This is a genomic window from Streptacidiphilus sp. BW17 (genome assembly GCF_041262485.1).
In the GTDB taxonomy this organism is placed as follows: Bacteria; Actinomycetota; Actinomycetes; order Streptomycetales; family Streptomycetaceae; genus Streptacidiphilus.
In genome coordinates this window covers 69,115-95,764 of record NZ_JBGCCR010000031.1, presented here as the reverse complement: position 1 = coordinate 95,764, position 26,650 = coordinate 69,115, and the positions used below count along the sequence as shown (strand labels likewise).

The 26,650-nt window shown below is 71.8% G+C and carries 27 protein-coding genes; 9 read left to right on the top strand and 18 right to left on the bottom strand.

Going from position 1 to position 26,650, the window contains the following annotated elements; genetic code table 11:
* Positions 1–107 precede the first annotated feature (107 nt).
* The 6 genes from hutG (at position 108) to ABH940_RS29320 (ending at position 3,661) form a co-directional block, all read left to right on the top strand.
* On the top strand, positions 108–1,097 hold the full coding sequence (gene hutG / locus ABH940_RS29345; protein WP_370106641.1) for a formimidoylglutamase: 990 nt from the start codon (positions 108–110) through the stop codon (positions 1,095–1,097).
* A gap of 182 nt (positions 1,098–1,279) precedes the next feature.
* Positions 1,280–1,540 (top strand): hypothetical protein, encoded by a 261-nt coding sequence (locus ABH940_RS29340; protein ID WP_370106640.1) that lies wholly within the window; start codon positions 1,280–1,282, stop codon positions 1,538–1,540.
* Positions 1,515–2,042 (top strand): DUF6879 family protein, encoded by a 528-nt coding sequence (locus ABH940_RS29335; RefSeq protein WP_370106639.1) that lies wholly within the window; start codon positions 1,515–1,517, stop codon positions 2,040–2,042. Before ABH940_RS29340 ends, ABH940_RS29335 begins: the two co-directional genes overlap by 26 nt.
* A 25-nt stretch (positions 2,043–2,067) precedes the next feature.
* Positions 2,068–2,919 (top strand): helix-turn-helix domain-containing protein, encoded by an 852-nt coding sequence (locus tag ABH940_RS29330; RefSeq protein WP_370106638.1) that lies wholly within the window; start codon positions 2,068–2,070, stop codon positions 2,917–2,919.
* Positions 2,920–3,206: 287 nt separating this feature from the next.
* Entirely contained in the window at positions 3,207–3,389 is a 183-nt protein-coding gene (locus ABH940_RS29325; RefSeq protein WP_370106637.1) for a hypothetical protein, read from the top strand.
* Positions 3,386–3,661: a hypothetical protein gene (locus tag ABH940_RS29320; RefSeq protein ID WP_370106636.1), complete on the top strand. Its 276-nt coding sequence runs from the start codon at positions 3,386–3,388 to the stop codon at positions 3,659–3,661. Before ABH940_RS29325 ends, ABH940_RS29320 begins: the two co-directional genes overlap by 4 nt.
* Positions 3,662–3,698: 37 nt before the next feature.
* Here the strand turns inward: ABH940_RS29320 and ABH940_RS29315 are convergent, their stop codons facing one another.
* The 17 genes from ABH940_RS29315 to ABH940_RS29235 form a co-directional block, all read right to left on the bottom strand.
* Complete coding sequence (locus ABH940_RS29315) at positions 3,699–4,061, bottom strand: cupin domain-containing protein (RefSeq protein ID WP_370106635.1); 363 nt, start codon at positions 4,059–4,061, stop codon at positions 3,699–3,701.
* 26 nt (positions 4,062–4,087) lie between these two features.
* Entirely contained in the window at positions 4,088–4,654 is a 567-nt protein-coding gene (locus ABH940_RS29310; protein WP_370106634.1) for a TetR/AcrR family transcriptional regulator, read from the bottom strand.
* A gap of 100 nt (positions 4,655–4,754) precedes the next feature.
* The gene (locus ABH940_RS29305) at positions 4,755–7,886 is read right to left on the bottom strand and encodes an NHLP bacteriocin export ABC transporter permease/ATPase subunit (protein WP_370106633.1); all 3,132 of its coding nucleotides are present in this window, start codon (positions 7,884–7,886) and stop codon (positions 4,755–4,757) included.
* 1 nt (position 7,887) lies between these two features.
* Entirely contained in the window at positions 7,888–10,119 is a 2,232-nt protein-coding gene (locus tag ABH940_RS29300; protein WP_370071674.1) for an NHLP family bacteriocin export ABC transporter peptidase/permease/ATPase subunit, read from the bottom strand.
* A 28-nt stretch (positions 10,120–10,147) separates the two neighbouring features.
* The gene (locus tag ABH940_RS29295) at positions 10,148–10,957 is read right to left on the bottom strand and encodes an HlyD family efflux transporter periplasmic adaptor subunit (RefSeq protein WP_370071675.1); all 810 of its coding nucleotides are present in this window, start codon (positions 10,955–10,957) and stop codon (positions 10,148–10,150) included.
* 123 nt (positions 10,958–11,080) lie between these two features.
* On the bottom strand, positions 11,081–11,293 hold the full coding sequence (locus ABH940_RS29290) for a bacteriocin (protein WP_370071676.1): 213 nt from the start codon (positions 11,291–11,293) through the stop codon (positions 11,081–11,083).
* Positions 11,294–11,719: 426 nt separating this feature from the next.
* Positions 11,720–12,997 carry a glycosyltransferase gene (locus ABH940_RS29285; RefSeq protein WP_370106632.1) on the bottom strand — a complete coding sequence of 426 codons (1,278 nt, stop codon included), beginning with the start codon at positions 12,995–12,997 and terminating at the stop codon, positions 11,720–11,722.
* Between the two features lie 101 nt (positions 12,998–13,098).
* The gene (locus ABH940_RS29280; protein ID WP_370071678.1) at positions 13,099–13,350 is read right to left on the bottom strand and encodes a hypothetical protein; all 252 of its coding nucleotides are present in this window, start codon (positions 13,348–13,350) and stop codon (positions 13,099–13,101) included.
* Positions 13,351–13,495: 145 nt separating this feature from the next.
* Complete coding sequence (locus ABH940_RS29275) at positions 13,496–13,693, bottom strand: multiprotein-bridging factor 1 family protein (RefSeq protein WP_370106631.1); 198 nt, start codon at positions 13,691–13,693, stop codon at positions 13,496–13,498.
* Positions 13,690–14,265, bottom strand: a complete 576-nt coding sequence (locus ABH940_RS29270; protein ID WP_370071680.1) for a Uma2 family endonuclease — start codon at positions 14,263–14,265, stop codon at positions 13,690–13,692. Before ABH940_RS29270 ends, ABH940_RS29275 begins: the two co-directional genes overlap by 4 nt.
* Positions 14,266–14,363: 98 nt before the next feature.
* Positions 14,364–14,999 (bottom strand): VOC family protein, encoded by a 636-nt coding sequence (locus ABH940_RS29265; RefSeq protein ID WP_370071681.1) that lies wholly within the window; start codon positions 14,997–14,999, stop codon positions 14,364–14,366.
* Between the two features lie 95 nt (positions 15,000–15,094).
* Entirely contained in the window at positions 15,095–15,763 is a 669-nt protein-coding gene (locus tag ABH940_RS29260; RefSeq protein WP_370071682.1) for a response regulator, read from the bottom strand.
* Positions 15,760–17,145, bottom strand: a complete 1,386-nt coding sequence (locus ABH940_RS29255; protein ID WP_370106630.1) for a sensor histidine kinase — start codon at positions 17,143–17,145, stop codon at positions 15,760–15,762. Before ABH940_RS29255 ends, ABH940_RS29260 begins: the two co-directional genes overlap by 4 nt.
* A gap of 20 nt (positions 17,146–17,165) precedes the next feature.
* On the bottom strand, positions 17,166–18,395 hold the full coding sequence (locus tag ABH940_RS29250) for an acyltransferase (protein WP_370071684.1): 1,230 nt from the start codon (positions 18,393–18,395) through the stop codon (positions 17,166–17,168).
* On the bottom strand, positions 18,392–19,408 hold the full coding sequence (locus ABH940_RS29245) for an alpha/beta hydrolase (protein ID WP_370106629.1): 1,017 nt from the start codon (positions 19,406–19,408) through the stop codon (positions 18,392–18,394). Before ABH940_RS29245 ends, ABH940_RS29250 begins: the two co-directional genes overlap by 4 nt.
* Positions 19,409–19,659: 251 nt before the next feature.
* The gene (locus ABH940_RS29240; RefSeq protein ID WP_370106628.1) at positions 19,660–21,600 is read right to left on the bottom strand and encodes a glycoside hydrolase family 9 protein; all 1,941 of its coding nucleotides are present in this window, start codon (positions 21,598–21,600) and stop codon (positions 19,660–19,662) included.
* Between the two features lie 98 nt (positions 21,601–21,698).
* A complete protein-coding gene (locus ABH940_RS29235; RefSeq protein ID WP_370106627.1) occupies positions 21,699–22,598 on the bottom strand; it encodes an SDR family oxidoreductase in 900 nt (299 codons plus the stop codon).
* Between the two features lie 109 nt (positions 22,599–22,707).
* Here ABH940_RS29235 and ABH940_RS29230 point away from each other — a divergent pair, with 109 nt between their 5' ends.
* Positions 22,708–23,265 (top strand): TetR family transcriptional regulator, encoded by a 558-nt coding sequence (locus ABH940_RS29230; RefSeq protein ID WP_370071688.1) that lies wholly within the window; start codon positions 22,708–22,710, stop codon positions 23,263–23,265.
* A 52-nt stretch (positions 23,266–23,317) separates the two neighbouring features.
* On the opposite strand, the gene ABH940_RS29225 is transcribed toward ABH940_RS29230, so the two are convergent.
* Positions 23,318–24,766: an amidase gene (locus ABH940_RS29225; RefSeq protein WP_370106626.1), complete on the bottom strand. Its 1,449-nt coding sequence runs from the start codon at positions 24,764–24,766 to the stop codon at positions 23,318–23,320.
* 165 nt (positions 24,767–24,931) lie between these two features.
* On the opposite strand from ABH940_RS29225, the gene ABH940_RS29220 reads away from it, so the two are divergent.
* Entirely contained in the window at positions 24,932–25,786 is an 855-nt protein-coding gene (locus ABH940_RS29220) for a helix-turn-helix domain-containing protein (RefSeq protein WP_370071690.1), read from the top strand.
* A gap of 83 nt (positions 25,787–25,869) precedes the next feature.
* Entirely contained in the window at positions 25,870–26,637 is a 768-nt protein-coding gene (locus tag ABH940_RS29215; protein WP_370106625.1) for a class I SAM-dependent methyltransferase, read from the top strand.
* Positions 26,638–26,650 lie beyond the last annotated feature (13 nt).

The following is a 26,650-nucleotide window of genomic DNA, read 5'->3' as shown; positions in this document are numbered from 1 at the left end:
GACCCGGGCATGGGCGTCATCCGCCACGTCGACGCCGGCTACGACCTCGCCGCCGACGTCGCCGACGAACGCCAGGTCCGCATCCCGATGCGCGAAGGCGACGCCTGATGGCGAACAGCCTTGCTGTGGCCGTCGACGTGGCCCCGACCCTGTGGTCGGGCCGCGACGACGGCCCCGGCGCCGAACACCTTCGGTGGCACCACGTGGTCTCCCTCGACCACGCCGAGGCTGCTCCCGGTGATGCGGCCTTTGTCGGCTTCCGCAGCGACGAGGGCGTGCGGCGCAACAAGGGGCGGCAGGGCGCGGCCGACGGTCCCCGCACGCTGCGGGCTGCGCTCGCGTCGATGGCGCTGCCGTCGCGTCAGCAGGCCGTGGACGTCGGTGACGTGGAGGTCGCCGACGACGATCTGGAGGCCGGCCACCGGCGCCTCGGCAGCGCGGTCGCCGAGCTGCTCGACCAGGGCCTGCGGGTCACCGTCCTCGGCGGCGGCCACGAGGTCGCCTACGGCAGCTACCTCGGGATCACCGGCAGTGGGCTGCTCCGCGACGGCGCCCGGCTGGGCGTGTTCAACCTCGACGCGCACTTCGACCTGCGCGACGAGCCCCGGCCCAGCTCCGGGACGCCGTTCCTGCAGATGGCGCAGGACGAGGAGGCAGCGGGCCGTCGGCTCAACTACTGGGTGCTCGGCATCAGTCAGCCCAGCAACACGGAGACGCTGTTCCGCACCGCGGAACGGCTCGGCGTCCGCTACCTCACCGACACCGAGTGCGGCGCGCTGGACCGGGAGCGGGTCGACGCCTTCGTCGAGGAGTTCCTGGACAGCTGCGACGTGGTGCACCTGACGATCGACCTCGACGTCCTCCCGGCCGGTGCGGCCCCGGGCGTCAGCGCACCGGCCGCCTACGGCGTGCCGATCGAGATCGTCGAGCACGTCTGCACCAAGGTCGTGGCGAGCGGCAAGCCGGTCCTCGTCGACGTCGCGGAGCTCAACCCGGACCTCGACGTCGACACCCGCACCGCCCGCGCCGCCGCGCGCCTGGTCCACCGGATCCTGGTGACCTCGGCGCCGGACGCCTCGGTGCAGGACAGGGGCTGAGGCCCCTTCCCCCGGACCGGTCGCCAGGCTGCGTGACCATGGGACAGCCGTAGCCTGGCGGCCACCAACCTCGAACCGCGTTGGCGAGCGTGTGGATCGTGCCTCCCTGCGCTCTTGACGGGCCGTCCGTTGACGCACAACGGTGTCCAGGACCACTGATTGCCACCGCCCGTGGAGGGATCATGGAGCCGCTAGAGTACGTCGGCGTCGACCCCAGCACCGACGACAGGGACTCGCCGACCATCTGGGTCGACCACGAGAAGGACGAGATCGTCGTACAGGGATGGAAGGCCGGTGAGGAGCTGCGGCAGAGGGTCAACGACTGCCCCGCCCCGCGCCACCAGCCCGGCGTCCCCGCGCACGAGGACGTCGTCCGTATCCCGGCCCGCATGGTGCCGATCCTGAGGAAGGCATGTGATGTCGCAGAGGGACTGGACGGCTGACGACCCGTTCGAGGTCTGCCGCTTCTCCGCCGTCCACCTCGAGCTCCGTGACGTGTACGGCGTTCCCGGCGAGGCCGAGCGGTTCAAGCTGTTCCGGCAGACCGGCCGCCGTGACCCCGAGCTCGACCGGATCAAGCGCGCCGGGTGGATGACCACTGTGCGCGACATGGTCGCCCGGGGAGTCGTCGTACGTCGCGCCCGCATTGTGTCGGAGCCCGTCACCGACTACATCCGGTTCGAGCACGCCGGAACCGAGGACAACCTCAACGCCGGTGAGCTGGTCCGTTGGCTGCCCCGCCGCCAGGCCGCAGACATCATGCTGCCCGCTGCTGACCTGTGGATGTGGGACAACGAAGCGGTGCAGTTCACGTTCTTCTCCGGCGACGGCCAGGTCGTCGACCGGGAGTGGTGCCTCGACCCGAACACCGTCGACGCCGTGAAGGTCGCGTTCGAGACCGTGTGGGAGCGCGCCGTCCCGCACGAGCAGTACAAGCTCCAGTAAGCCTGACCGGCAGGCCCGCGAACCCATGGCCAAGTCCCCGTCGTCCAGCGCCCAGGCAGCCCGCGAACGGGTCGCGGCGCAGATGCGGGAGCTGCGGCTGGACGCGGGTCTGTCCGGTCTGGAGCTGTCCTCGCGGTGCGGCTGGCACTCGGCGAAGACCAGCCGGATCGAGCACGCCAAGATGGTGCCGTCCGATGCTGATGTCCGCGCCTGGTGTGCCGCCTGTGGGCAGGACGGTGCGGCGACGGACCTGATCGCGGCCAGCCGTCAGGCCGATCAGATGTACGTCGAGTGGAAGCGGCAGCAGCGTGGTGGGATGCGCCGGCTTCAGGAGAGCGCCCGGCCGTTGTACGAGCGCACTCGGGTGTTCCGCGTCTACTCCTCCACGCAGGTGCCGGGACTGCTGCAGACGCCGGGGTACGTGCGGGCGCTGCTGTCAGCCATCGCCGGATTCCGGCAGGTCCCGAACGATATCGACGCCGCGGTCGAGGTGCGGCGGGAGCGCACCCTGGTGCTGCGCCAGGGAAATCACCGCATGGTGGCCCTCATCGATGAAGGTGTGCTGCGTCGTCGGGTCGGCGGCCGGAAGGTGATGGCGGAACAGCTCGCGCACCTGCAGGAGGTGATGGCCTGGCCGTCGGTGGCGCTGGGGGTGATCCCCTTCTCGGCTGACTGGACGTCGATGTGGACCCAGACAACGTTCCACATCTTCGATCAGGAGACGGTGAGCCTAGAGACGCTGTCGGCGTCGTTGACGATCACGGCGCCGGGTGAGGTCGAGTTGTACGAGCGGGCATTCACCGAGCTCGGTCAGATGGCCGTGTACGGGCCGGCCGCGCGGAAACTGCTGGAGGCCGCGGCGGAGGCGTTGAACTAACTCGCGCGCAAAAGGCCGCAAAACCGTGGAGGGCGGTCACCGGCGCTCCCTACTTTCGGTCACATGACGGTTACCGCTCTCTCGATGGCGGACCCTGCGCCCGCACCATCGCCCGCCCCCGGCCCGCTGCCGCGCCCGTACCTGACACCCCCGTGCAAGGTCGGCGCGGATCGCTGGCCTGATCTCCACCAGCAGTGCCGGGCGCCGGGATACCGGCATCACGCGCTGGGGTGGGTGCCGGTCTCCTGCGTCTGCTCCTGCCACCAGGCCGATGGCGAGGTCCAGTGGTGAGTGCGACCGTGGAGTACGACGCACGCTGGGACGTCTACCGCATCCGCGAGGACGGCCAGTTGATGGCGGACGGAGACGGCTACCCGTTGGCGTTCGACCACCGCGCCGACGCCGAGGACATGGTGACCCGCCGCACCGAGCTGTTCGCGGAGATCGCACGGCAGCGGCGGTGCCGGTGAGCGCGCGCACGCTGCCTGGGCGCGGCCACGAGGCGGTCTCCCCGCGTCCGGACTACCCGGAGACGAAGCAGCCGTTCACGTGGCCCACGCCCGGTGTGCGGACGTGGCAGCCGTCCAACGGCGGCACCTGCGTCTTCCCCGGCTGCACCGGGGTGACGGACTGCGCCTGTGGCTGCGGCGTCGGCGTCTACAAGGTCAACGGCCGGGTGCACGGCTGTGACTGCCCCGGACACGACGCCCGGCGTGCCCGGCTCGTGCGTGCCGACTGCTGACGAGGAGGAGCGGCGGTGGCTGGGCGGTGCCGGCGCCTCACGCCTCCGGAATGATCAGCTCTGCGTGCTGGTCGGCGCCGAGCGGGAAGAACCCGAAGAAGACCACGTCGCTCTCGCCGACCGGCTCGAAGGTCGCGATACGGACGTCCTGCGGTTCGTAGAAGACGTCGCCGGGACCCAGGAGGGTCGGTTCCTCGCCCTCGATCTGGTAGAGCGCGCTGCCGGACTCGATGGTGCCGAAGACCGGACCGTTGTGGATGTGCAGGCCGGTCGAGTGCCCGGCGGCGATGGTGATGCGGCGGATCTCGACGCGCTCGACGGTCAGCGGCTCCAGCAGTTTCTGGTTCATGACGATCACTCGGCTGAGCGGCGGCGCGGACTGGTCGGTCTCGGTGGCCATGCTGGCGATGTCCTTCCTGGACGCGGTCAGTGCGGTGCGGAGGCGCGGAGCAGGGCGAGGATGCCCGCGACGGCCTGGTCGAAGGGCTGGGCGCTGTCGGCCGCGCGGGCGAGGACGTAGCCGCCCTGGAGCGTGGCGACGATGGACGACGCCGTGGCTGCCGGATCGAGCGCGGGGCTCAACTCCCCGGCGGCGATGCCTTCGGCGACGACCTGCGCCAGGCGCGCGCGCAGCCAGGAGAGGGTCCGGTCGACCGGCTCCCGGAGGGCGGGCGTGGCCATGACCTCCGCGTCCTGGGTGAGTCCGCCGATCGGGCAGCCGCGCAGGACCTCGCGTTCGCGGAGCAGGTAGGCGGAGATGCGCTCCAGCGCCGTGCCCGGACCGGCGAGCTGGGCGTCGACGGCCGCGCGCATCTCCTCGGCGGTGCGGTCGATGGCGGCGCGCGCCAGCTCCTCCTTGCCGGAGAAGTGGTGGTACATGCTGCCCTGCCCGGCCCCGGCCGCGTGCTGGATTGCCTTGGGGCTCGTGCCGACGTAGCCGCGCTCCCACAGCAGTTCGCGCGTGCTCTCGATGAGGCGGTCCTTCGTGCTCATGGAGCCATCTTACATACTAGTAGGTACAGACTGCGCGCGAACGAGCGAAGAAGTCCCGGAGCGGGACGACACCGCAACCGGACTTCACCGCAACGGGACGTCAATGCATCTGGCGGCGGGCCAGCTGGTGGAACAAGCCCTCGGTGTCGGCGAGGAGTTCGGCGGGTGCGCCCTGCTGGACGATGCGGCCGTCCGCCATGACCACCACGCGGTCCGCGTCCAGCACGGTGGAGAGCCGGTGGGCGATCACCACGCGGGTGGCCTGCAGTTCGCGGGTGCTCTCGATGACGATGCGCTGGGTCTCGTTGTCCAGGGCGCTGGTGGCCTCGTCGAGGAAGAGGAGGCGCGGGCGGCGGATCAACGCCTGGGCCAGCATCAGGCGTTGGCGCTGGCCGCCGGAGACGGTGCCGCCGCCGTCGGTCAGCACGGTGTGCATGCCCATGGGTAGCCGCTTGATGTCCTCGGCCAGGCCCGCCATCGCCGCCGCCTCCCATGCCTCCTCGACGGTGAAGGACTCGGTGCCGCGGATGCAGTCGAGGATGGAGCCGGTCAGCGGCTGCGCGTTCTGCAGCACCACGCCGCACTGGCGGCGCACCGCCGTCCGGTCCAGGGCGGTCAGATCCTGGCCGTCGTAGCGGACGCTGCCGGACACCGGCTTCTCGAAGCCGATCAACAGCCGCAGCAGGGTCGACTTGCCGCTGCCGCTCGCGCCCACCACGGCGACGAACTCGCCCGGCAGCACCCGGAGCGACACGTCGTCCAGCACCGACGGCCCGTCGCCGTACCGGAAGCTGAGGTGCTCCACCTCGATCGCGCCGGTCAGCCGTCCAGGGTCGGCGTCGCCCTCGGCGACCTCGGGGAGTTCGTCGAGCACCGGCTTGATCTGCTCGAAGAGCGGCAGCACCGCCACCGCCGAAACCAGCGCGCCGGTCAGCTGGGTGATCGACGCGAGCAGTGTGGTGACTGCCGAGGTGAAGGTCAGGAAGCTGCTCGCGTCCAGTGCGCCCTTTGCGGGACCGGCGAGCAGGGCGAACATCACCAGCGTCGTCAGCGGCAGGCAGACCGCGTTGAGCACGGTGGTCAGGTTCTTGATCCGGCCCACCTTGCGCTGCAGCTCCCGGCTGCGGGCGAACTCGTCCGCCCAGGCGGCGTACGCGAAGCTCTCGGCCGCCGCCACGCGCAGCTTGGGCAGCCCGCGCAGGGTCTGGAAGGAGCGGTTGCTGAGCTTGTTGGTGAGCTCCACCAGCCGCCGCTGCCACCGGACCTGCCACAGGCCCAGCCCGAGGAACGCGGCTCCGACCAGGATCAGCAGCCCGAGGGTCGCCAGCGCCAGCGGGACGCTGTAGCAGAGCAGCAGCACCAGGTTGACGGTGGCGGCAGCGCCCGCCTGCACGGCCACCGAGCTGATCCCGGACAGCACCTTGCGGACCGCGCTGATGCCCATCGCCGCGCTGGCCAGCTCACCGGTGGAGCGGTCCGCGAAGAAGGATGTCGGCAGCCGCAACAGCCGGTCCCAGACCGCCGGTTGGAGGGAGCCCTCGACACGCCCCTCCAGGCGCAGCAGGGAGACGTTCTGCAGCATCATGAACGCCGCGGACACGACCGAGGCCACCACCAGCGCCGACGAGACCTGCACGATCAGGTCGTTGCGCGCGTCGGGCACCAGGACGCCCAGCACCTGACCGGTCGCGATCGGGACCAGCGCGCCGAGCAGGACGGCGACCAGGCCGCCGATCGTCAGGTCGCGCAGGTCCGCCCGGCTGCCGCGGACGCCGAAGGCGAGCAACCGCCAGGCGGTGAGCGGGCGTTCCGGGAGCGGCCGGTAGAGCATGACGGCGCGCGGGGCGAACGACTCGGCGTTGCCCGCGTTCACCGTGGTGCGGCGACCCGAGCTGGGGCTGACCGTCCGGTACGCGCCACGCTGCCAGAGCAGCGCCACCGGCGTGCCGCTGGCCGCGCGGTAGCCCACCAGCGGGCCTGCGTTCTCCTTCCACCACGCGCCGCTGAGCCGGATCGTGCGGATCCGGACGCGTGAGCTGTCGGCGATCCGCTCGACCGGATCCGCACGGTCGTCCGCTCCGGTAGCGACCCCGGCACCGACCCCGGCACCGGCGTGCGGCGCGACGACGGTGATCCCGGCGACGGCGGCGACCTGGCGGAAGGCGGTCAGCGCGGCGTCGTAGGACTCTGCGGCGGAGAGCGGGTCGGACTTCTGGTGGGCGGCGTCGGCGGTCCTTCTGCGGCCCTCGATGGAGGTCAGCAGGGTCCGGTCGGCCTCCGCTCGGATCGCCTCGCCGGCCCGGAGACCGGCCGACGCGCGGTCCTCGTGGGCGCGTTCGGTCTCCTCGATCCAGCGGTCCATCGCGTGGAGCAGCCTGGTCTGCTGGTTCACCAGGTCCTGCCAGAGCGAGGGGTCGATCAGCAGGTCGATGGGCAGTCCGGGCACTGGCACGGTGCCGTACTGGAGTTGGCCCGCCGCGACCGGGACGTCCAGCACCTCGTCCAGACCGTGACCCGACGTCATGTCACGGGTGCCGAAGAGGATGCTCAGCCCGCGACCGAAGCCGAGCGAGAAGGCCTGCTCCAGCGGGCCGGGTGCGGCGTCCGTGGGCCACTGCTGGTACCCCTGGCCTGCCTGGCCGTAGTCCTGCGGGTACCCCTGCTGGTACCCCTGTGCATAGCCCTGCGGGTAGGTCTGCGGGTGCGTCTGCTGGTAGCCCATGGTGTTGAGCTGCCGCAGCGGGACGCGGTGCAGCACGCAGCCGGGGACGGGCCTGCCGACGAGGGTGTGCTGCGGGCCGGGGACCGCGCCCAGCAGCAGCGTTCCGGTCTCGAGGCGGCCGAGGAAGTGCCAGCGGCCCTCGTGGGCGGCGTCGACGGCGAAGAGGTCCATGGCGCCGTCCATGACCAGCCAGAGCGCCTCCGGCCCGGCCAGCGGGAGGGCGCGCACTCCCGTGCAGTCCACGACGTTGCCGAGGGCGCCGAAGGCGTGGACGACGGGATCGAGCGGCGTCTGCGGTGCGATCGGTGCGGCCGTCGGTGCCGTGGCGGCCTGTGCGGTGGCCTGTGCGGCGGCCCCGGGCTGGGCCCATATCTGGCCCGTTGCCAGCTGACCCGTCGTCGCAGGGTCGGTCCAGATCTCACCGGTGGACGCAGGGTCGGTCCAGATCTCGCCCGTGGACGACGGATCGCCCCAGGTCCCGTCCGCAGCCGTGTGGTCCGTGGAGGACATCTCAGCGCTCCCTGACCAGTTGTGCGTACGGGCCGCCGACGGCGACCAGCTGTTCGTGACGGCCGCGCTCGACCACGCGGCCGTGGTCGAGGACCAGGATCTCGTCGCTGTCGCGGACGGTGCTGAGGCGGTGCGCGATGACCACGCAGGCGCAGCCGCGTCGCCGCAGGTTGTCGATGATCTGCTGCTCGGTCTCCGCGTCCAGGGCGCTGGTCACCTCGTCGAGGACCAGGATGCTGGGGTCGCGGACCAGGGCCCGCGCCAGCTCCAGCCGTTGCCGCTGGCCGCCGGAGAAGTTGCGCCCGTCCTGCTCCACCCGGCTGCGGATGCCGCCGGGACGGCGGGAGACCACGTCCAGCACGGCGGCGTCGCGCAGTGCGGCGGTGACCGCCTCGTCGGAGATCGAGGGGTCCCACAGCGCGACGTTGTCGCGGACGGTGCCCTCGAAGAGGAAGACGTCCTGGTCGACGAAGGAGACCGAGGCCGACAGCGAACCGCGCGGGATCTCGGTGAGGCGGCGGCCGTCGATGCGGATCTCGCCCTCCCACGGCTCGTAGAGCCCGGCGATCAGCCGCGACACGGTCGACTTGCCGCTGCCCGACCCGCCGACCAGGGCGACCTGGCGGCCCGGCCCGACGGTCAGCGAGAAGTCGGTGAGCAGCGCGTCGTCCAGCGGGCTGTAGCCGAAGGTGACGTCGGAGAGGGTGAGGTGGCCGCTGAGGCGGCGGCTGTCCGGCGCCGCCTCCCGGCGCGAGAAGACCGGGTCGACCGGGTAGTTCTCGACGTCCTTGAGCCGGGCGACGTCGGCCGCGAAGTCCTGGACGCGTCCGGCCACACCGTTGAGCCGGGTGACGGGCGCGGTGAAGCTGGTGATCAGCGCCTGGAAGGCGACCAGCAGACCGATGGAGATCTGCCCGTCCACCGCGCGCAGCCCGCCGAGCAGCAGGATCAGCGCGCTGTTGACCGCCGCGAGGGTCGGCGCGACGACGGCCAGCACCGCGCTCGGCATGCCGAGCCGCTGCTGCCCGTCCAGGGTGGTCGCGTGCTGCCCGGCCCAGCGCCGGAACCAGCCGTTCTCGCCGCCGGTGGCCTTCATCGTCTCGATCAGCTGGATACCGCTGAACGAGGTGGTGGTCAGCCGCGCGCTGTCGACCCGCAGCTTCTGCACGCCGCTGGCCCTGACCCGGACCACCACGCGCAGCGCCACCACGTTGAGCAGCGCGATCAGCACGCCCAGCAGGGTGAGTTGGGGATCGTAGCTCCACAGCAGGATCGCGTAGACCACGACCACGACCGCGTCCACGCCGGCTCCGGCGAGGTCCCGGGCGAGGGTCTCGGCGACGCTGTCGTTGGACTGCAGGCGTTGCACCAGGTCGGCCGGGCTGCGCTGGGCGAAGAAGCCGACCGGTAGTCGGAGCAGATGGCGTAGGAACCGGGCGCTGCTCAGCGTGGAGGAGATCATGCGGGCGCGCAGCAGGTTGGCCTGTTGCAGCGAGGTCAGCACGAGCGTCAGCACCAGCGCCGCGCCCATCGAGGCGAGCAGGATCGGCAGCAACGAGTCCTGACGGCCGATCAGGAACGCGTCGATGAACGTCCGGCTGAGCGCGGGCGTCACCACGCCGACGACGACCAGCAGGAAGCTGGTCAGCAGCGCCGCGAACATCGGCCCGGACAGCCCGCGCAGGCGCAGCGGCACCGCACTGCCGAACCCCGGCTTCCGACCGCCGCGCCGGAAGTCGGGTCCGGGCTCCATGGTCAGCACCACGCCGGTGAAGCTGGTGTCGAAGTCCTCCATGGAGACGAACCGTCGGCCCCGGGCGGGGTCGTTGATACGCACCCCGGGACGGCCGAAGTGCCGTCCCATGCCGTCGTAGACGACGAAGTGGTTGAACTCCCAGAAGAGCACGGCCGGGGCCGGCAGCAGTGCCAGCGCGGCCGGCTCCATCTGCATGCCCTTGGCGGTCAGGCCGTAACCACGGGCCGCCTTCAGCACGTTGCTCGCACGCGAACCGTCGCGGGAGACGCCGCAGGCGACCCGCAGTTCCTCGAGCGGCACATGGCGGCCGAAATGACCGAGCACCATGGCGAGCGAGGCCGCCCCGCACTCCACGGCCTCCATCTGCAGCACGCTGGGGCTGCGGACGGGCCGGGGCTTGCGCTGGCGCGGCTGCTTGGGAGCCTTCCGCGAGGGGCGGGCGGTGGGCTGCTGCGCGGCGCGTCGTGCCCCGCTCATGACGGGACCTCCGCGCTCCGCTCGCCGCTCACGGCAGGATCCAGCTGATCGGATGCTGAGCTGTCAGGTGCACGGTCCCGCTCACGATGGTGGTGTCGGTGATGGCGTAGGGCGGGCCCGGCGGGCGGGACCAGGTGTAGCCGGAGGAGGTTCCCGGCGAGCGTTCGAGCTTGATCACCACGGCCAGCGGTTGGCCCTGCGCCGTGAACTGGGAGGCGAGTTGGGCGTCGCCGAGGAAGTCCGCGATCTGCTGCTGGGTCTGCGGGACCGTGCCGGCGGCGAGGACCTGGCCCTCCAGCACGCCGTACCGGTCCGAGGGGACCGACTGCACCGTCAGATCGACCGTGGCTCCCACCGGGATCGTCGGAGCGCTGCCGCTTTGCGGGTAGAGGACCGCCACCAGTGGGTCGTTGGGGCTGTTCACCTTTTCCAGGGTGGCCAGATTCGCGCCGACGGTGACCACCGCGCCGATGTTGGCGCCCAGTTCGGTCACCCGGCCGGCGGCGACGGCCCGCACGGTCTCGTCGGTGCCGCGGTCGGTGCGGACCGTCAGCAGCGGGGCGTTCGCGGCCACCAGGTCGCCGGGGTTGACCAGGAGCGTGGTGACCTGACCGGCCACCGGGCTTTGCAGCGTGTAGCTGCCCTCGCCGTAGGTGAGGATTCCCGAGGCGGTGAGAACCGGGGAGACGGAACCCTGGAATGCCCAGAAAATGGCAGCGGCCATCACCACCACGGTGACGGCGAGAACCATTCGTCCCTGCGGTCGCGCCAAATGCACCGGAAGATCGAGATCATCAGGTGACTGCAGCTTGGAAAGCGCCTTCTGTCGAAACTGCACTTCCCTGTTCCTTCAACCGCATTACATGTTCGTGAATTCTTGCAGAACCGCCGGCGCAGGCGCGGACGGACACGACTCCGCCGCCCCGGAGCACGAGTGCGTCCGGGGCAGCGGAGTGAGGTATCACAGACCGGCGAGACCGGTGACCTGCGACGGGATCAGCGCGCCGGCGCCGGCGACGAGGCCGCCGACCGGGAGGACCGACTCGACAGCGCCGAGGACGGGGGTGACAACACCAGTGGCGTCCAGGCCCAGCAGGCCGATACCACCGGAGACGTTGTCCAGCTCGTTGTCGGAGATCTCACGGGTCTCGACCTGGGGGGTGACGTTGCGCACGTGCGTTTCCCTTCGTTGCTTTGGTGCACTGCACTTGGTTTCGCCGAATCGCTTCGGCGGTAATCGACGGAGTAGCAGGGCGCGGGCGGTCAGGCTCGGCCGGATTCCTGAGAATTCCGATCGCTCCCTTGCGGTTCCGTGATTGGAATGATCCAAGCACGGCAGCCCGAACCGCGTCGAGTTGGGGTGCCGGATATTCCGTGAAAGTTTTCGACCGAAAAGTGGGGGTGGCGGCCACGGCTTGTGTGTGGCGTCGACACGTTCTTCACACTTCGGTGCGGATGCCCGGCAGGTGCGGATAAATCGTGCATGTCGTACGCAGTGGATCTGTACTAAATCGAACGGCCTTGTCCGATTTGGGTGGTGCGGCGGGTGAGGAGAGATGTTTGTTCAACTGTCCGCACAGGTAAGAGGTCAGATGGGCAGTCATGCCAGCCGGTCGAGGTGGGCCAGGACGCCGATCGTGCCGTCCTCGGCGCGGATGAGGGCGCCCAACTGGCGTGCCCGGTCCCGGTGAAGGCCTGTGCGCGTGGCCCGGCGCAGGGCGACGGCCAGTGCGTCCACGGTGAGGCGGCGCAGCGGGACGGCGTCCGGGGCGACGCCGAGCGTGGTCAGACGACGTGCCCAGAACGCCGCGTCGAACTGGACCGGTAGCGGTACGGAGGGAACGCCGGCACGGAGCACCGCGGCCGTGGTGCCCGCACCGGCGTGGTGGACCACGGCCGCGGTGTGCGGGAAGACGCGGGAATGCGGCAGTTCGTCGACGGTGAGCATGTCGTCGCCCTCGGCGTGCAGCCCGGCCCAGCCGCGTTGGACCAGCCCGCGCAGGCCCGCCGCGCGCAGTGCGGCGACGATCAGGGCGCTGGTGCGGTCGGGGTCGGGGACGGTGGCGCTGCCCAGGCCGACGAAGACGGGCGGAGGCCCGGAGGCGAGGAAGTCCCGTAGCTCGGTGGGGAGTTCGACATCAGGCCGGTCACCTGGCCGGTGCGGCTGGTCATCCGCCGGGTCGTACGGCCACCAGTAGCCGCAGATCTCCAGGCCGGGCCGCCAGTCCCGGGGGCGGGGGACCACCAGCGGGCTGAAGCCGTGCAGGACCGGCCATCCCTGCTGCTCGCGCGCGCGGCGAGTCGCCCGCACGCCCGCGCGCGGCAGGCCCAGGCGGGTGCGCAGCATCCGGGCGGCCTCGACGAAGATCGCGTCGACGCCCGCGTTGACCAGCCGTCCGCTGACCCGGTTGCCGACCGGCCCCCAGGAGTGCGTGCCCGTCACGGGTGCGACGAACTCGCCTGTGGGAGCCAGTGGTTGGAGATAGACGCCGAGAGTGTGCAGGCCGATCCCCTCGGCCAGGACATGGCCCAGGGGTGCGAGCACGGCGGAGAGCAGCAGCACGTCCGCGTGCTGTGCGGGCTCGACGAGCGCCTCGGCGAGGTCCATCACGCTGCTCCGGGCGAGCGCGACCAGTCGGGCCAGTTTGCCCGCGCCGGTCGCACTGCGGTGCAGTCCGCGTCCGGCCGAGGACTCCAGCACCGCGCGCGGGTCCACGGGGAGGGGGTGGAAACCCAGTCCGGCGGCGCTCGCCAGCGGTGCGAACCGCGCGTGCGTCACCAGGGTCACCTCGTGACCGGCCCGGAGCAGGGCGTGGCCAAGTCCGGTGTAGGGGGCGACATCGCCCCGCGATCCTGCCGTCAGCACTGCCACGCGCATGACGCCACTATCCCGCGTCGGTCGGCCTTCCGGCAGACGGCGCGCCCCGGCCGTGGTGCGGACGTGGTCCGGAAGGGGCGCGTCGACCGGGCCGGCCCGGGTCAGGACGCCGGGCGGCAGTTGCTCAACTGCATGGGCAGGAAGGCGGGCAGCGAGTCGGAGGCGCCGGCGATGTCGTTCGTCTGGACGACCGCGGTCGTGTCCGAGTCGTTGACGTTGCACACGTACTTCTGCGTCTGCGGGTACGACGAGCCCGAGTCGGCCGAGTCGGCCGACGCTGTCGTCGGCGCGGCCGCCAGGCCCGCGAGGGACAGCATCCCGCCTACCAGAAGTGCGGCGATCCGCCGGTTCATGACGTCTCCTCATACTCACGGAACGATGGTGAGAAACCGGTTAAAGTTACCGCTTTTCGCCCATACTGTGGTGAGTACGACACGCCGACGGAGGGTGACCGTTCCGGACAGCATGCCCGGACGCTGGTGCCACGGCGGCGTCCGGTCAGCGGGCCACGATGCGCAGCGTCAGATCGGAGTGCATCGCCTCCGCAAGGCGCGCCAGCATGTCCACGGTCGGGTTCAGGCGTCCGGACTCGATCCTCGACACGACGGACTGCGCGGTCCCTGCGGCCTCGGCCAACTGTGCCTGGGACCAGCTGAGTTCCTCACGCCGTCTGCGGATCAGGGCCCCGGGGGTCACGGCCGGTCCGCGTCGTCGTACAGGGGAAGGACGGAGGTGTCGATCCGCAGGTCACCGATCGGAATGACGTCACCGAAGCTGTAGGAGACCTGGTTGTCGTACACCGGGCGGCCGTCCTTGACGACGATGTGCCACAGGTGACGGGCCGTGCCGTTGCGGGGGTCGACGATGAGGTAGTCGGGGATTTCCATCGCCGCGTAGTCGGCGACCTTCCTCACGTAGTCGTTGTCGGGGTTCGACCGCGAGACGATCTCCACCGCGAGGGCGATCTCGCGCGGATCCAGAGGGTTGGCCGTGTTCATGACTTCCTCTGCCACCACCACGATGTCCGGGATCCGCAGCTTGCCCAGATGCTCGTCGTCGGTATCGGTGTTCCTGAACGCCGCCAGCGGCACCGGCAGCTGGGCGTCGAGCTGGCGGACGATGCGCTTGGCCGCCAGGCCGTGCTGCGGCACCGGGCTCATCATCATGACGACCTCGCCGTCGCTGATCTCGCCGAAGCGGCCCGTCTCGGCGGCAAGGTGATCGCGAAGCTCACGCAGATGCCGGTAGATCTGCTCCCTCGTCTCCATCACCCCACTATGTATGACCTATCAGTCATGGAACGGCCGCCGGCACGCCGGAAGCACGCCGAAGATGAACCCGACCAGGTGACGGACACGCGCTGACCTCAGATGGTGACCGGTCCGTGCGCGGTGTCGAACTCGACGGCGACCAGGCCCGGATCCTCGTCCTCGACCCAGGTGACGTCGACCTGGTCGAGCGGATGGTCGGCGGGCTCGCCGAGGAACTCCGCGATCGCGGCCGCGTCCCCGGCGATGGAGAGGCCCTTGATGGTCGACGCGGTCCGCGGGTCGGCCGAGGGACGCTCCGCCGGGTCCACCAACCACTGCAGGAAGTAGGGGAGTTGCGGGTCATCCAGCAGCTCCAGCAGGCCGATCTGCTTCCAGCGCAGGTCGAAGCCGTCCGGTCGGACCCGGTGGCCCTCGGCCGCCTGGCGGCCCAGGCGGGCCTCGACCGGAGCGATGTCGTCGACCGAGACCACCCAGCCGAGCCAGCCGCCGCCCTCCTCCGCGCGCCGGGCCACCGCGCGTCCGAACGGCGCGCGGTCGGCGGCCGGGTGGTCGAGCGTGGTCACCACCTCGACGTAGGTGCCGGAGGCGAGGGGGAGCACGAAGTTCCGGGTGCCGAAGCGCGGATGCACACCCCCGTCGACGAAGCCCGCGCCGAGCGCCGAGCCGAGTCGCTGGACGGTCGAGACGAAGCTGTCGCGGGCCACTGCGTAGGACACATGATCAAGTCGCACCCGGCCATCATCAGCCACGCGTTCGCCCGAGCGGCCCCGCCGCGCCCACGGTTAGCGCGTCTGGCGGAGCCGACGGTCTACTGACCGCCGGGCGTTCAGTGCCCGGGGCGGACCAGGCCGGACTCGTAGGCGAAGACGGCGGCCTGGGTGCGGTCGCGCAGACCGAGCTTGACCAGGATCCGGCTGACATGGGTCTTCACCGTCTGCTCGGCGACGACCAGGTTGGCGGCGATCTCCGCGTTGGAGAGGCCCTGCGCGATCAGCGACAGCACCTCGGTCTCACGCTCCGTCAGCTCGCCGATCCGCTCGCGTGTCGGCTGACGCGGAGTGCCGGGCATCCGGGTGAACTCGGAGATCAGCCGCTTGGTGATGTTCGGCGCCAGCAGCGCGTCGCCTGCGGCCACGACCCGGACCGCCTGGGCGAGTTCGCTCGCCGAGGCCTCCTTGAGCAGGAAGCCGGACGCGCCCGCGCGCAGCGCCTCGTAGACGTACTCGTCCAGGTCGAAGGTGGTCAGGATCAGCACCTTGACGGTGTTGTCCGTCGCGGGTCCGACGATGCGCCGGGTGGCCTCGATCCCGCCGAGGCCGGGCATCCGGATGTCCATCAGCACCACGTCCGGTCTGAGCTCGGCGACCTTGGCGATGGCCTCGTTGCCGTCCACGGCCTGGCCGACGACCTCGATGTCCGGCTCCAGGTTGAGCAGCACGGTGAATCCCTGGCGGACCATCATCTGGTCGTCGGCGATCATCACGCGGATCGTCATGAGCGGTCCTCCGAGAGTGGACGCAACGCTGTGGCGGCCGGTGCGGCCGGTGCAGCCAGGGGAAGCAGGGCCGTGACCTGGTAGCCGCCCTGCGGGGTGGGTCCGGCCGTGAGCTCGCCGCCGAGCATCGCCGCGCGTTCGCGCATCCCGAGCAGCCCGTGCCTCGCGCCGGGCGAGGGCGGCGCGGGGCTCCGCGGCGGCTCGTTGGCGACGGTGACGCCGAGCGCGGCGGGTCGGTAGTCGAGGGTGATCGCGACGGCCGCGTCCGGCGCATGCCGCATCGCGTTGCTCACCGCCTCCTGGATGATCCGGTACGCGGAGAGTTCGACGCCCGGTGCGAGCGGACGCTCTTTGCCGGTCACCGTGACGTCGACGGTCAGTCCGGCGCCGCGCACGTTCTCCAGCAGGTCGGGCAGCCGGGCCAGGGTGGGCTGCGGGGCCTCGTCCACGCCGTCGGCGAGCGGGTCCTCGGCGCGCAGCACGCCCAGGACGCGGCGTAGTTCGGTCAGTGCCTCGACGGCGTTCTGCCGGATGCCGTCGAGCGTCTCGCGCAGCTCCTGCGGCGGGTCCTCGACCAGGTGCGGGGCGACCTGCGCCTGGATGGAGATCACCGACATGTGGTGGGCGACCACATCGTGCAGCTCCCGGGCGATCCGGCTGCGCTCCTCCAGCACGGTGCGCCGCGCGCGCTCCTCGGCGGTCAGCTCCTCCTGGGCCACCAGCTCGGTGCGGGCGGCCCGCAACCCGCGCAGGGAGGAGCCGACCAGCACGGCGACGGAGAAGGTCAGCACGGCTGCCCCGATCGACGAGCTCTCGTCGGGCGAGCGGTAGAGCCCGGCCAGCAGCCCGGCGAAGAGCGAGAGGCCGAGCGCCTCCATCGCGACGCGCGGGCGCAACCGCAGCGCCAGGAGCAGCAGGACGCCGGACTGGAGCAGGATGGTGACGGCAGTCCAGCCGGGCTCCCCGAGGCTCACGAGGCCGGCGGTCACATCGCCGTGGAGGGCCGTTGCGGTCAACGCCCCGGCGAGCATGGTGGCCGTCGACAGCCACCAGGCCGGGACCGGCTCCCACAACGCCCAGACCAGGGCGAAGGACTGACCGGCGGCCAGCACGATGCCGACCGGCAGCCCGAGGTGGAAGGCGAAGGCGTACTGGTTGCCGTTGAGGATCAGCGCGGCGGCGCCGAGCAGGACGAGCAAGGTGACGACCGACTTCCGGACCCGCCACGGCGGTTCCCGCATGTCCGCGGTCGGTGCGGAGCGGTTGAGGACGGGCCGCACCAGGTCCTGCCGGACATTCCGGCCGAGCAGCCGGGCCAGCCCCCTGAGTTGTTCCGCGCGTTCCGCCCACGCCGTCCCGTTCGGCCCGTTCGGCCCGTTCACGCCACCCTCCTGGTGCCCGTTCACGTCGCCACCTTATGGCCATCGGTCGAACGGGCGTCGGAGTTCGCGTGTCGCGAGGACCGGACGATGTGGCTGCGCCTGCGGGCGCTGCGCGGCCTGCGCGGCTGCTCGTAGTGCCGGAAGGCGGCCCAGCATCCGGCCAGCACGGTCGCGAAGGCGGGCAGCCAGAGCAACCGGGCCAGCACCCAGGCGCCGGTGTCGGGCGCGGTGTGCAGACCGACGACCGGGCCGCCGGCGACGAGCAGGCCGAGCGCGGTGGTCGCGATCATCGCCGTCTGGTGCCACAGGAAGATCGTCATCGCGGACAGGTTGACCAGCGCCACCAGCGCCCACGCGCCCGGCCGCGCGAGCCACCGGCGCAGCGGGCCGAGCAGCAGCAGAGCCGCGCCGCACTGGGCCAGGCCGAAGGTGACCGAGGCCAGCGTCGGCGGGTTGAGGTTGGAGATCCGCCCGCCGGGCACGCCCACCATCGAGGCGGGGTAGCCGGCGTAACGCACCAGCAGGACCGTGGCCGCCGCGCCGCCGAGCAGCAGCACCCAGCCGGTGCGGCGGCTCGACATCCCCTCCCTGGCCCAGGCCGCGCCCAGGCAGTACGGGACCAGCCATCCGGCGGGCAGGTTGAACCAGCCCAGCCAGCCCGGCTGGTGGAAGCCGAACCGTGCGAGGTCGACATAGAGGACGACGGCCAGCGGCCAGAGCGGGTGCAGCCTGCGGACCAGCGGGGTGGCCGCCGTCAGCGCGGCGAAGACGAGCAGGAACCAGAGCGGGGAGAGGACCAGCTTCACCAGCATCACCACGGTCCCGGTGTTGACGCCGCTGACCAGCAGCGCTCCCGCGACCACGGCCCAGACCACCAGCACGGCCGCGACCGGCCTGGTCAGCCGGGCGAACCGCGCGGCCAGCCAGCTCCCGTACCCGGTGCCGCGGGCCTGCGCGGCGGCGTAGCTGCGCGCCGCGACATGGCCGCCGACCAGGAAGAAGACCGCGAGGGTCTGGAACAGCCAGGAGACCCAGTCGAGTTGCGGCAGGTGCTGGAGCGGGCTGCTGTCCTTGAGCGTGCCGGAGTCGAGGACGAGCGCGGTGACCAGCCAGTGGCCGAGCACCACCCCGAGGATGGCGAAGGCGCGCAGCGCGTCGATGGCCCGGTCGCGCTGCGGCGGCGTGGCAGCGTCGATCCGCGCGGCGACGGAGCGGTAGGTGGCGCGGTAGGGGGAGAGCGGACTGGTCACAACGCACCCCCCTTGCCGTTCGCCGAGCCGTCCGCCGTGCCGTTCGCCGTGCCGTCAGCCGTGCCGGAGACGATGGCGGCGATGCTGCGCAGAGCGGGCGAGCCGGGGCTGAGGTACTGGCTGTGCGTGCCGCTCCCGGCGGCGAAGATCCGTGCGCCGAAGCCGGGCGCGACCGGGTCGGTGCCGAGACCGAGCGTGGTGAAGCCGAGCGGGACGCGGACGTGCGGCACGTCGGCGATCCAGTCACCGCTGCTGCGCCCGGCCCAGACCGTGGCGGTGGTGTGCAGACCGGCCACGGTCGAGGCGTCGCTGCCGACGCCGGGGCTGCCGTAGAGGACCAGGTCCGCGACGTGGAGCCCGCTCGCCGCGCGGGCACAGACGACGGAGCCGTAGGAGTGGCACGCGAGCGTGGTCCGGGCGTCCGGTTCGAGCCGTTGCAACTGCCGTACGAAGGACACCAGTTGCGGGGCGGCCTGGTTCGCGCGGCCCACGGTGAGGACCGCCGGCGAGACGGTCTCGGGCGTCTGGTAGCCGAGCCAGGCGACCACGGCGGTGTGCGTCGCGTCGCCGCCCGCGGCCTGTTCCAGTGCGGCGGCGTCGGCGTGGAAGCGCTCGTAGGTGTCGAGGTTGGTGTCGGAGCCCGGCACCAGCACGGCGATGCGCCGGGCGTGGGCGAGGTCGCCGAGCACCTCGACGGTGCGACCGCCGTCGCGTCCGTCGAAGGAGAGGAAGTGGCGCGACGGCCCGGCGAGGACGCGGAGTTCGGCTGCGCGGGTGGGATCGCCCGCGGCGTCGGCGAAGCGCTCGGCGGCCTGGATGTCGGCGCGGGACGCGGCATAACGGGCGCCGAGGGCGGCCACGCCTCCGTTGGCGAGCGGCGGTTGGACGCCGGGCACGGGCGCGGGGACGTCCGACGCCTGCGCTGCCCCCGCCAGCGGTACCACGACCGCCGCCGCGAGGAGCGCGCCGGCCAGCGTCCGGCGCGCTCGTGGGCCGAGGAAATGCTGTGCCATGACCGGTCCCCCTTGTTCCTGCTTCGGTTCTTGCTGCGGACGCGTTGGTGCGTCGCTCTCGAAGCTAGGAATCGGGGCCCCTGGTCGGCGTCACGCTGCGGAGCGCTCCTGCGGCGTAGTCCGGAAGTACTACGGGGATGCAGGGCAGGGGAGTTCGGGGTTCGCGGTTCGCGGTCTGCTGTCGGACGGTCAGATCAACGCTGCTGGCGGCCCGCCGCCTGCCATCGTCGGCCGGTGGGGTCGTCCCGTGGTCAGCCGAGCGACTCCTGGAGCGCTCCGGCGAGGATCGCGCTGCCGGTCATGTCGAGCGCGGGCTCGCTGGACTGCCAGGAGCGGACGTCGTCGACGTACTCGCCGCCATGACCGGTGAAGGCGGTGAAGCCGTCCCGCTCGCAGGACTTCATGCCGGATTGGAGCGATCCGAGGCCGCCGCTGAAGTTGTCCGTCCCGTTGGGGCCGTTGACGACGGCGCCGCTGTCGATCGGGCTGCGGCCGTCGGTGGAGCCGGACAGGTTGGGTATCTGTGAGCCCATGCAGTCGGGGAACGTCGTGCCCTCGCCGACCATGAAGCTGGTGCCCCAGGCGTTGCCGCCGAGCAGCCAGTCGCGCTGCTCGCCCGCGAAGGCGGCGAACTCGGTGTCCCCGCTGGCCTGCTGGTAGAGCGCCTCGGCGGAGATGAAGCCGAAGGTGTGCGAGTCGACGTCGAAGTTGGCGTAGTCGCCGCCCTCGCGGAAGATGTCGGCCGCGGAGGTCTTGGCCGCCGAGGCGACCTGGGACTTCAGATTGGCGATCAGCGCCGCCTTGGTGACGGCCAGTCCGGACGGACTCCCGGTGCTGGTGATCGCCGCGGCGAGGTCGGCATGGGCGAGGGCGCTGACGTCGTAGAGGTTGAGTGTGTCCTTGCCCGAGTCGTGGGCGATGTAGTCGGATGCCCAGGTCGCCGCCTGCTTCAGATAGGGCAGCGAGGTGGAGCCCGGGTCGCCGAGGGCCTGCTGGGCACGGGCGATCTCCGTTGCGCCCAGCTCCATGGCGTCGTGCCAGATCGTCTCGGGGTAGTAGGCCGAGGGCAGCGCGGACTCCAGAGTGCCCGAGGGGCTGGTGTTCGCCATCGCGTAGAGCGAGGTGGCGTCGGCCAGTTCGGTCCTGGCGCCCGAGGTGTTCCCGGCAGCGGCGTCGGACCGGGCGGCCAGGGCGAACGCGGCGGCGACGCGGCCGACCACGTCCGGGTCGATCCTCCCGCCCGGAGCGGCGGCCTCGAAGACCGGGCGGTGCGCGGCGGCGTAGTAGTCCGTCTTGGCCGTGTCCGAGTCGTCCGCCTGCGGCAGTCGCCACAGGTCGTGGTCGCCGTAGTACGTCGTCTCGTTGCCCGCGCCGATGCCGACCTGGAGGTAGAGCGTCTTCGTCGACGGGTTCCACATGCGATTCAGCCACGACGAGCCGTACGCGGCCTCGGCGGTGAGCGAGGCGGGAGCGGTGTGGCCGAGCGCGAGGGCGGAGGAGTAGAGCAGGTCGTCGGCGTAGGCGGCGGTGAAGGTGAACTTGAGGTAGTCGCCCGCGTCGAACCAGCCGCCCTCGACGTCGATCCTGGGTGCGCCCGCGATCGGCACCAGGTTGCCGCTGATCTGGTCCCCGGTGCCGCCGTCGCTGTTGGGGATGAAGGCCGGGGTCCGGTAGACCGTCGCACTCGCGTCGTTCAGGTGCGACGGCTTCCGGTTGAGGGCGCCGGAGATCACGTCCTTGCCGTCGCGGTGGTTCTGATAGAACGTCACCCCGTCGGTCACCAGGGAGCCGTAGAGCGCGGCGGCGCTCTCCACCCGGAAGGTGTCGGACGAGGCGCCCACCGCGCCGCTGACGACCACGCGGTAGCTGCCGTCCGCGGTCACCTTGGAGAAGTCGATCGGATAGACGTCCCGGTAGGCCGAGTTCCACGAACCGCGGCTGGTGGTGGTCACCGTGCCGCCGGCCACCGTCGAGCCCGCGGCATCGACCACCTTCCAGTGCTCGCCGGAGACCGTGGCGCCCGTCATCAGGTACGCGATCTTCGTGTCCGTCGGCAGATAGCCGACCTGGTCGATGCGCAGTTGCGCGGCGGTGCTGGCGTGGGCGGCCGTGGTGGGCGCGACCAGTGCCAGGAGGAGGCCGGCGCCGGCGGTTGAAGCGGTCAGGGGACCGCGTCCCGGTCGAATTCCCATGGGGGCTCCTGAGGACGGTCAGTTAAGTAGTAAAGGTTCCTAACTGAATCGCGGGAACCGTATCGACCACCTCACTGACCGTCAAGAGCCGTGGCGGCTCACTGAGTCAGGGCGTAGGCCCCGGCAGCGATGTCCTCGAAGAGCGTCGGGCCGGTGGGCGTCCAGTCGAGCAACTCCCGGGTGTGGGCGCTGGATGCGACGATGTCCATCCCGAAGAACCGCCCGATCCAGCCGAAGTGGGCGTCTGCCTCCTCCGGGGCGACCGAGACCGTGGGCACGCCGAGCTGGTCGCCGATCGCGGCGGCGATCTCGCGGGAGGGCAGGCCGCTCTCCGCCACGGCGTGCAGTCGCGCCCCGGCCGGGGCCTTCTCCAGCCCGAGCCGGACCATGCGGGCCGCGTCCGAGCGGTGGACCGCCGCCCAGTGCGTCGAGCCGTCGCCTATGTAGCCGGCGGCCCCGCGCTCCCTGGCGATCTTCGTCAGCTGCGCGGTGAAGCCGTGGTCGCGCATGCCGTGGACGGTCGGCGCGAAGCGCAGCGCCACCGGGCGGACGCCGCGCTCGGCGTAGGAGAGCGCGAGGTTCTCGCTGCCGCCGCGCATGGAGTCGGCGCCGTGGAACGGCGATGCGTCCTCCTCCGTCACGGCACGCCCGGTGACGCCGGTGGCGAGGCCGGAGGCCACCAGGAACGGCCGGTCGCTGCCCTCCAGGACGTCGAGCATCCGCAGGACGGCGGCGTGCTCGCTGTGGCCCGCCCCGACGTAGTCGGAGAAGTCGTGCTTGAAGGCCAGGTGGATGACCCCGTCGGCCGCCTCGGCCGCGGCGGCGAGGCTGTCGAGGTCGTCGAGGCTGCCGCGGTGGGCGACGGCGCCCTTGGCGTCGAGGGCGGCCGCGGCCTCGTCCGAGCGGGCCAGGCCGACGACCTTGTGGCCCTGGGAGAGGAGTTCGTCGGTGACGGCGGAGCCGATCCAGCCGGAGGCACCGGTGACGAAGACGCGCATGGCGGACTTCCTTCCACTGGAATGCCACTGCGATGTCAGTGACTGTCGTCAACGGTAGCACCGATGTCAGCGACTGTCATGCGATTCGCCGGGCCGCTAGACTTCCCGCATGGGGAGATGGCAACCGGACGCGCGGGGACGGATGATCGGCGCCGCGATGGAACTCTTCGCCGAGCGTGGTTTCGAGCAGACCACCGCCGGTGACATCGCCGAGCGCGCCGGGGTCACCGAGCGCACGTTCTTCCGGCACTTCGCGGACAAACGCGAGGTCCTGTTCGACGGATCGCCGATCATGGTGCAGACCGCGCGCGACGCGATCCTCGACGCGCCGGAGAGGTTCACTCCGCTGGAGGCGGCGCTCGCCGGCATGGTCGCGGGCGGCGGCCTGCTGGAGGACCGGCGCGAGCACGCCGTCCGCCGCAGCGGGATCATCGCGGCCAACCCCGGGCTCCAGGAGCGCGAACTGCTCAAGCTCGCGACCCTGACCGAGACGGCCACCGACGCCCTGCACGAACGCGGTGTGGCCGAGCCGGTCGCGAGCCTCGCCGCCCACAGCGCGGTGACGGTCTTCCACGTCGCCTTCGCCCACTGGGTCGCGGCCGACGAGCCGCCGACCTTCGCCGCCTGTGTCGACGAGGCCGCGGCGGCGCTGCGCTCCCTGACCTGATCCGCCGGGCTTGCCCTGCTCTGACCCGCTCTGACCCGCTCCGCCCCGGTGGTCAGCCGGTGACGGCCAGAGCCGGACGGCGACCGGCCCAGGGGAGCGCGGCCTCCAGCGTCCCGGACACCTGGAGCAGCAGGTCCTCGCGCCAGGGTGCGCCCACGAGTTGGACGCCGACGGGGAGCCCCGTGGCGTCGTCGTGGTGGAGCGGCAGCGAGATGGCCGGCTGTCCGGTCACGTTGAACACCGAGGTGAACACCCCCATCGGGTAGCTGTTGTGCAGCGCCCGGAGCGGGTCGTCGTCGGTACCGGCCCGCCAGGCGCCGATGCGCGGCGGCAGGCAGGCCATGGTCGGCGTGACCAGGAGATCGAACCCGGCCAGGAACCCCTCGACGATGCGCCGGGACAGCTGTTGGGTCGTCAACACCGCTTCCGCGTAGGTCCACGAGTCGATCGACCGGGCCGCCTCCCGCAGCGCGCGGTTGTGCGGCTCGATGCGGTCCGGATCGGCGAGCGGGACGCCCGCGGCGCCGCAGTTCCAGAGGGTCGTGAACGCCCCGAGCAACTCCTCGGTCGGCGGCAGCGGGAGTCGGGCGTCGACGACGTGGTGACCGAGGGATTCGAGGGCGCGGAGCGTCGCGTGGACGGCCGCCGCGCACGCCGGATCCACGGGGACTCCCTCGACCGGGGAGTCGGTGAGCGCACCGATCCGCAGCCCGGTCGGCGGCCCCTGCCGCACCGTGGCGGTGTACGGCGTCCGCCGATCCGGTGGTGACCACCAGGCGCCCGGGTCGTGGCAGGCCAGCACGTCGAGGAGGGCGGCGCTGTCCGTCACCGTGCGGGTGACCACGCCGCTGACCGCCAGGCCCTCGCCGACCACGGTGGTCCGGGGCACCAGCCCGCGGGTGGCCTTCAGCCCGACCAGGCCGGTGCAGGACGCGGGGATGCGGATCGACCCACCGCCGTCCTCGGCGTGGGCGAGGGGCGCCATCCCGGCGGCGACGGCCACGCCCGCTCCGCTCGACGAGCCGCCCGGCGACCGGTCCGGGGCCCAGGGGTTGCGCGTGACGCCCAGGGCCTCGCTCTCGGTGAAGGGCACGGCGCCGAACTCGGAGGTGGTGGTCTTGCCGAGCAGGACGAAGCCGGCGTCCACGAACCGCCGCACCACCAGGTCGGACGCCGTGGCCGGGCGCCGGTGCGCTCCGGCCGATCCGTAGCTGGTGGGCCAACCCGCCACGTCGAGAAGGTCCTTGATCGGCAGCGGCACGCCGAGGAACGGCGGGAGGTCCTCGGCGGAGTCCGCCCGCGCCACGGAGTCAGCCGCCGCTGCAGCCGCCTTGCGGACGTCGTCGTCGGCGCGGTGGCAGAAGGCGTTCAGCGCGGGGTCGAGCGCGTCGATCCGGTCGAGGTAGCAGTCGGCCACCTCGACCGGGCTCACCTCCTTGCGGCGGATGGCCTCGGCGAGTTCGACGGCGGGTGTGAACGGGTCGATCGACGGGTGGGGCATGAGTGCTGGTCCTCTCCCGAACGGAGCGGTGCGTGCCCGGTCTTGAACACAGTCCTGGGCACGGTCCTGCGCTCAGCGTCGTCGGGTTCGGGGTCCGGGTCTTGGACGAATGTCCGCTCGTGGGTACACGCGTCCGGCAGTGCCGCGGCGCGTAGCCTGTTCGGTATGCGAGCCGTCGAGTCGGCGCAGGACGCCGTGGACGTGTGGGACATCGCAACGCCGTCGCGGCCAGGCCGGTTGCGCGGGGTCGGCATGGCCGGGTTCCGGGCGCGGACCGCGGATCGCGTCGACCTGGCCGTGGTCCCTTACCCGGCCGTCACGCTGGCCTTCGACGTCGGTGCCGGGACGCTCGCCGTCGTCGACTCCGGGGGGCGCGAGCAGCACGACAGCGCCGTCATCGGCATGGCCGCCGACGGTGTGCGGGGCCTCGGGCGCGATGTCGCCTGCCTCCAACTGCGGCTGTCGCCCCTGCTGGCCCACGCGGTGCTGGGTGGCGCCTCGGCGGAGTCGGGCGGGAGCGTGGTGTCCCTCGACGACCTCTGGGGGCGGGAGGCCGCACGCCTGCGGGAGCGACTGTGCGCCGCAGGCACCTGGGAGGAGCGGTTCGGGATCGCGGAGGCCGCGCTCGCACAGCGGTGCGGGGAGGGCCGCATCGTCGATCCGGAAGTCGCCCACTGCTGGCGGCAGATCGTGAGGCACCAAGGAGCGGTACGCGTCGACCGGCTGGCGGACGAGGTCGGCTGGAGTCGCAAGCGTCTCTGGTCCCGGTTCCGGTCGCAGCTCGGCGTCAATCCCAAGCGGGCCGCGCAGTTGGTGCGTTTCGACCACGCCGCGCACCACCTGGCCGCCGGGCACGCCGCGGCACGGGTCGCGGCGGAGATCGGTTACGTCGACCAGTCGCACCTCCACCGCGACGTCATGGCCTTCGCCGGGGCGACGCCCAGGGCGGTCGCGGTCGCCCCCTGGCTCGCGGTCGACGACATCGCCTGGGCTGCTCCCGGCTACCTGCGCGGTTGCTGACGGATCATCAACGATGCCCGGCTGGCAGGTGGGAGGAACATTTCTCCAAGACGGCCGACCGCCGGGCCGGTGACACTGCGGGCATGTCCGAGAACGAGACTGTGCCCGAGAACGAAAAGCTGAACGACCCGCCACTGCCGCGCCTCGACCGGCCACGCTACGGCGTCGACGCGCCCGCCTTCCCCGCCGCGATCGCCGCCCTCGGCACCGCGTCCCTCCTGGCCGCCACGCGGTGGCGCAAGGGACGCGCCGTGACGGCTGCCACCGGCGCGGTGCTGCTCGCCAGCACCGGCGTCTACCTGCACACCACGCTGTGCGGCAAACTGCGCGTCTGGGAAAGGGAACTGGACCGGATCGGGCTGAAGGGCCACGAGCAGCTGCTGGACCTCGGCTGCGGCCGTGGCGCGGTGCTGATCGCCGCGGCCCGGCGGCTGCCCGAGGGGCGCGCCGTCGGCGCGGACCTGTGGCTGGGCAAGGACCAGAGCGGCAACACCCCCGACGCCACCCGTGCCAACGCGTCCGCGGCCGGGGTCCTGGACCGGGTCGAGGTGCACACCGCCGACATCACCGCCCTGCCTTTCGCGGACGCCTCCTTCGACGTCGTGACGAGCGCGCTGGTGATCCACAACATCCCGGCGGACGAAGACCGGTACCGCGCGCTCGACGAGGCCGTGCGCGTGCTCCGTCCCGGCGGTCGGCTGCTGGTCGCGGACTTCTGGCCGATGGCCAGGAAGTACGCCGAGCACCTGCGGCACGCGCACCTGGCGCAGGCGACGCTGCGCCCGCTCGGTCCGGCCTACTGGTACGGCGGCCCGTGGTTGGGGATCACGCTGCTCGACGTGATCAAGTGACGGGCGGCCTCGG

Bases quoted from the DNA above. Each gene is read 5' to 3' on its own strand.
- hutG (WP_370106641.1), top strand. From the start codon at position 108: ATGGCGAACAGCCTTGCTGTGGCCGTCGACGTGGCCCCGACCCTGTGG.
- ABH940_RS29340 (WP_370106640.1), top strand. From the start codon at position 1,280: ATGGAGCCGCTAGAGTACGTCGGCGTCGACCCCAGCACCGACGACAGG.
- ABH940_RS29335 (WP_370106639.1), top strand. From the start codon at position 1,515: ATGTCGCAGAGGGACTGGACGGCTGACGACCCGTTCGAGGTCTGCCGC.
- ABH940_RS29330 (WP_370106638.1), top strand. From the start codon at position 2,068: ATGGCCAAGTCCCCGTCGTCCAGCGCCCAGGCAGCCCGCGAACGGGTC.
- ABH940_RS29315 (WP_370106635.1), bottom strand. From the start codon at position 4,061: ATGGCCACCGAGACCGACCAGTCCGCGCCGCCGCTCAGCCGAGTGATC.
- ABH940_RS29310 (WP_370106634.1), bottom strand. From the start codon at position 4,654: ATGAGCACGAAGGACCGCCTCATCGAGAGCACGCGCGAACTGCTGTGG.
- ABH940_RS29305 (WP_370106633.1), bottom strand. From the start codon at position 7,886: ATGTCCTCCACGGACCACACGGCTGCGGACGGGACCTGGGGCGATCCG.
- ABH940_RS29300 (WP_370071674.1), bottom strand. From the start codon at position 10,119: ATGAGCGGGGCACGACGCGCCGCGCAGCAGCCCACCGCCCGCCCCTCG.
- ABH940_RS29285 (WP_370106632.1), bottom strand. From the start codon at position 12,997: ATGCGCGTGGCAGTGCTGACGGCAGGATCGCGGGGCGATGTCGCCCCC.
- ABH940_RS29280 (WP_370071678.1), bottom strand. From the start codon at position 13,350: ATGAACCGGCGGATCGCCGCACTTCTGGTAGGCGGGATGCTGTCCCTC.
- ABH940_RS29270 (WP_370071680.1), bottom strand. From the start codon at position 14,265: ATGGAGACGAGGGAGCAGATCTACCGGCATCTGCGTGAGCTTCGCGAT.
- ABH940_RS29260 (WP_370071682.1), bottom strand. From the start codon at position 15,763: ATGACGATCCGCGTGATGATCGCCGACGACCAGATGATGGTCCGCCAG.
- ABH940_RS29245 (WP_370106629.1), bottom strand. From the start codon at position 19,408: ATGGCACAGCATTTCCTCGGCCCACGAGCGCGCCGGACGCTGGCCGGC.
- ABH940_RS29240 (WP_370106628.1), bottom strand. From the start codon at position 21,600: ATGGGAATTCGACCGGGACGCGGTCCCCTGACCGCTTCAACCGCCGGC.
- ABH940_RS29235 (WP_370106627.1), bottom strand. From the start codon at position 22,598: ATGCGCGTCTTCGTCACCGGTGCCTCCGGCTGGATCGGCTCCGCCGTC.
- ABH940_RS29230 (WP_370071688.1), top strand. From the start codon at position 22,708: ATGGGGAGATGGCAACCGGACGCGCGGGGACGGATGATCGGCGCCGCG.
- ABH940_RS29225 (WP_370106626.1), bottom strand. From the start codon at position 24,766: ATGCCCCACCCGTCGATCGACCCGTTCACACCCGCCGTCGAACTCGCC.
- ABH940_RS29220 (WP_370071690.1), top strand. From the start codon at position 24,932: ATGCGAGCCGTCGAGTCGGCGCAGGACGCCGTGGACGTGTGGGACATC.
- ABH940_RS29215 (WP_370106625.1), top strand. From the start codon at position 25,870: ATGTCCGAGAACGAGACTGTGCCCGAGAACGAAAAGCTGAACGACCCG.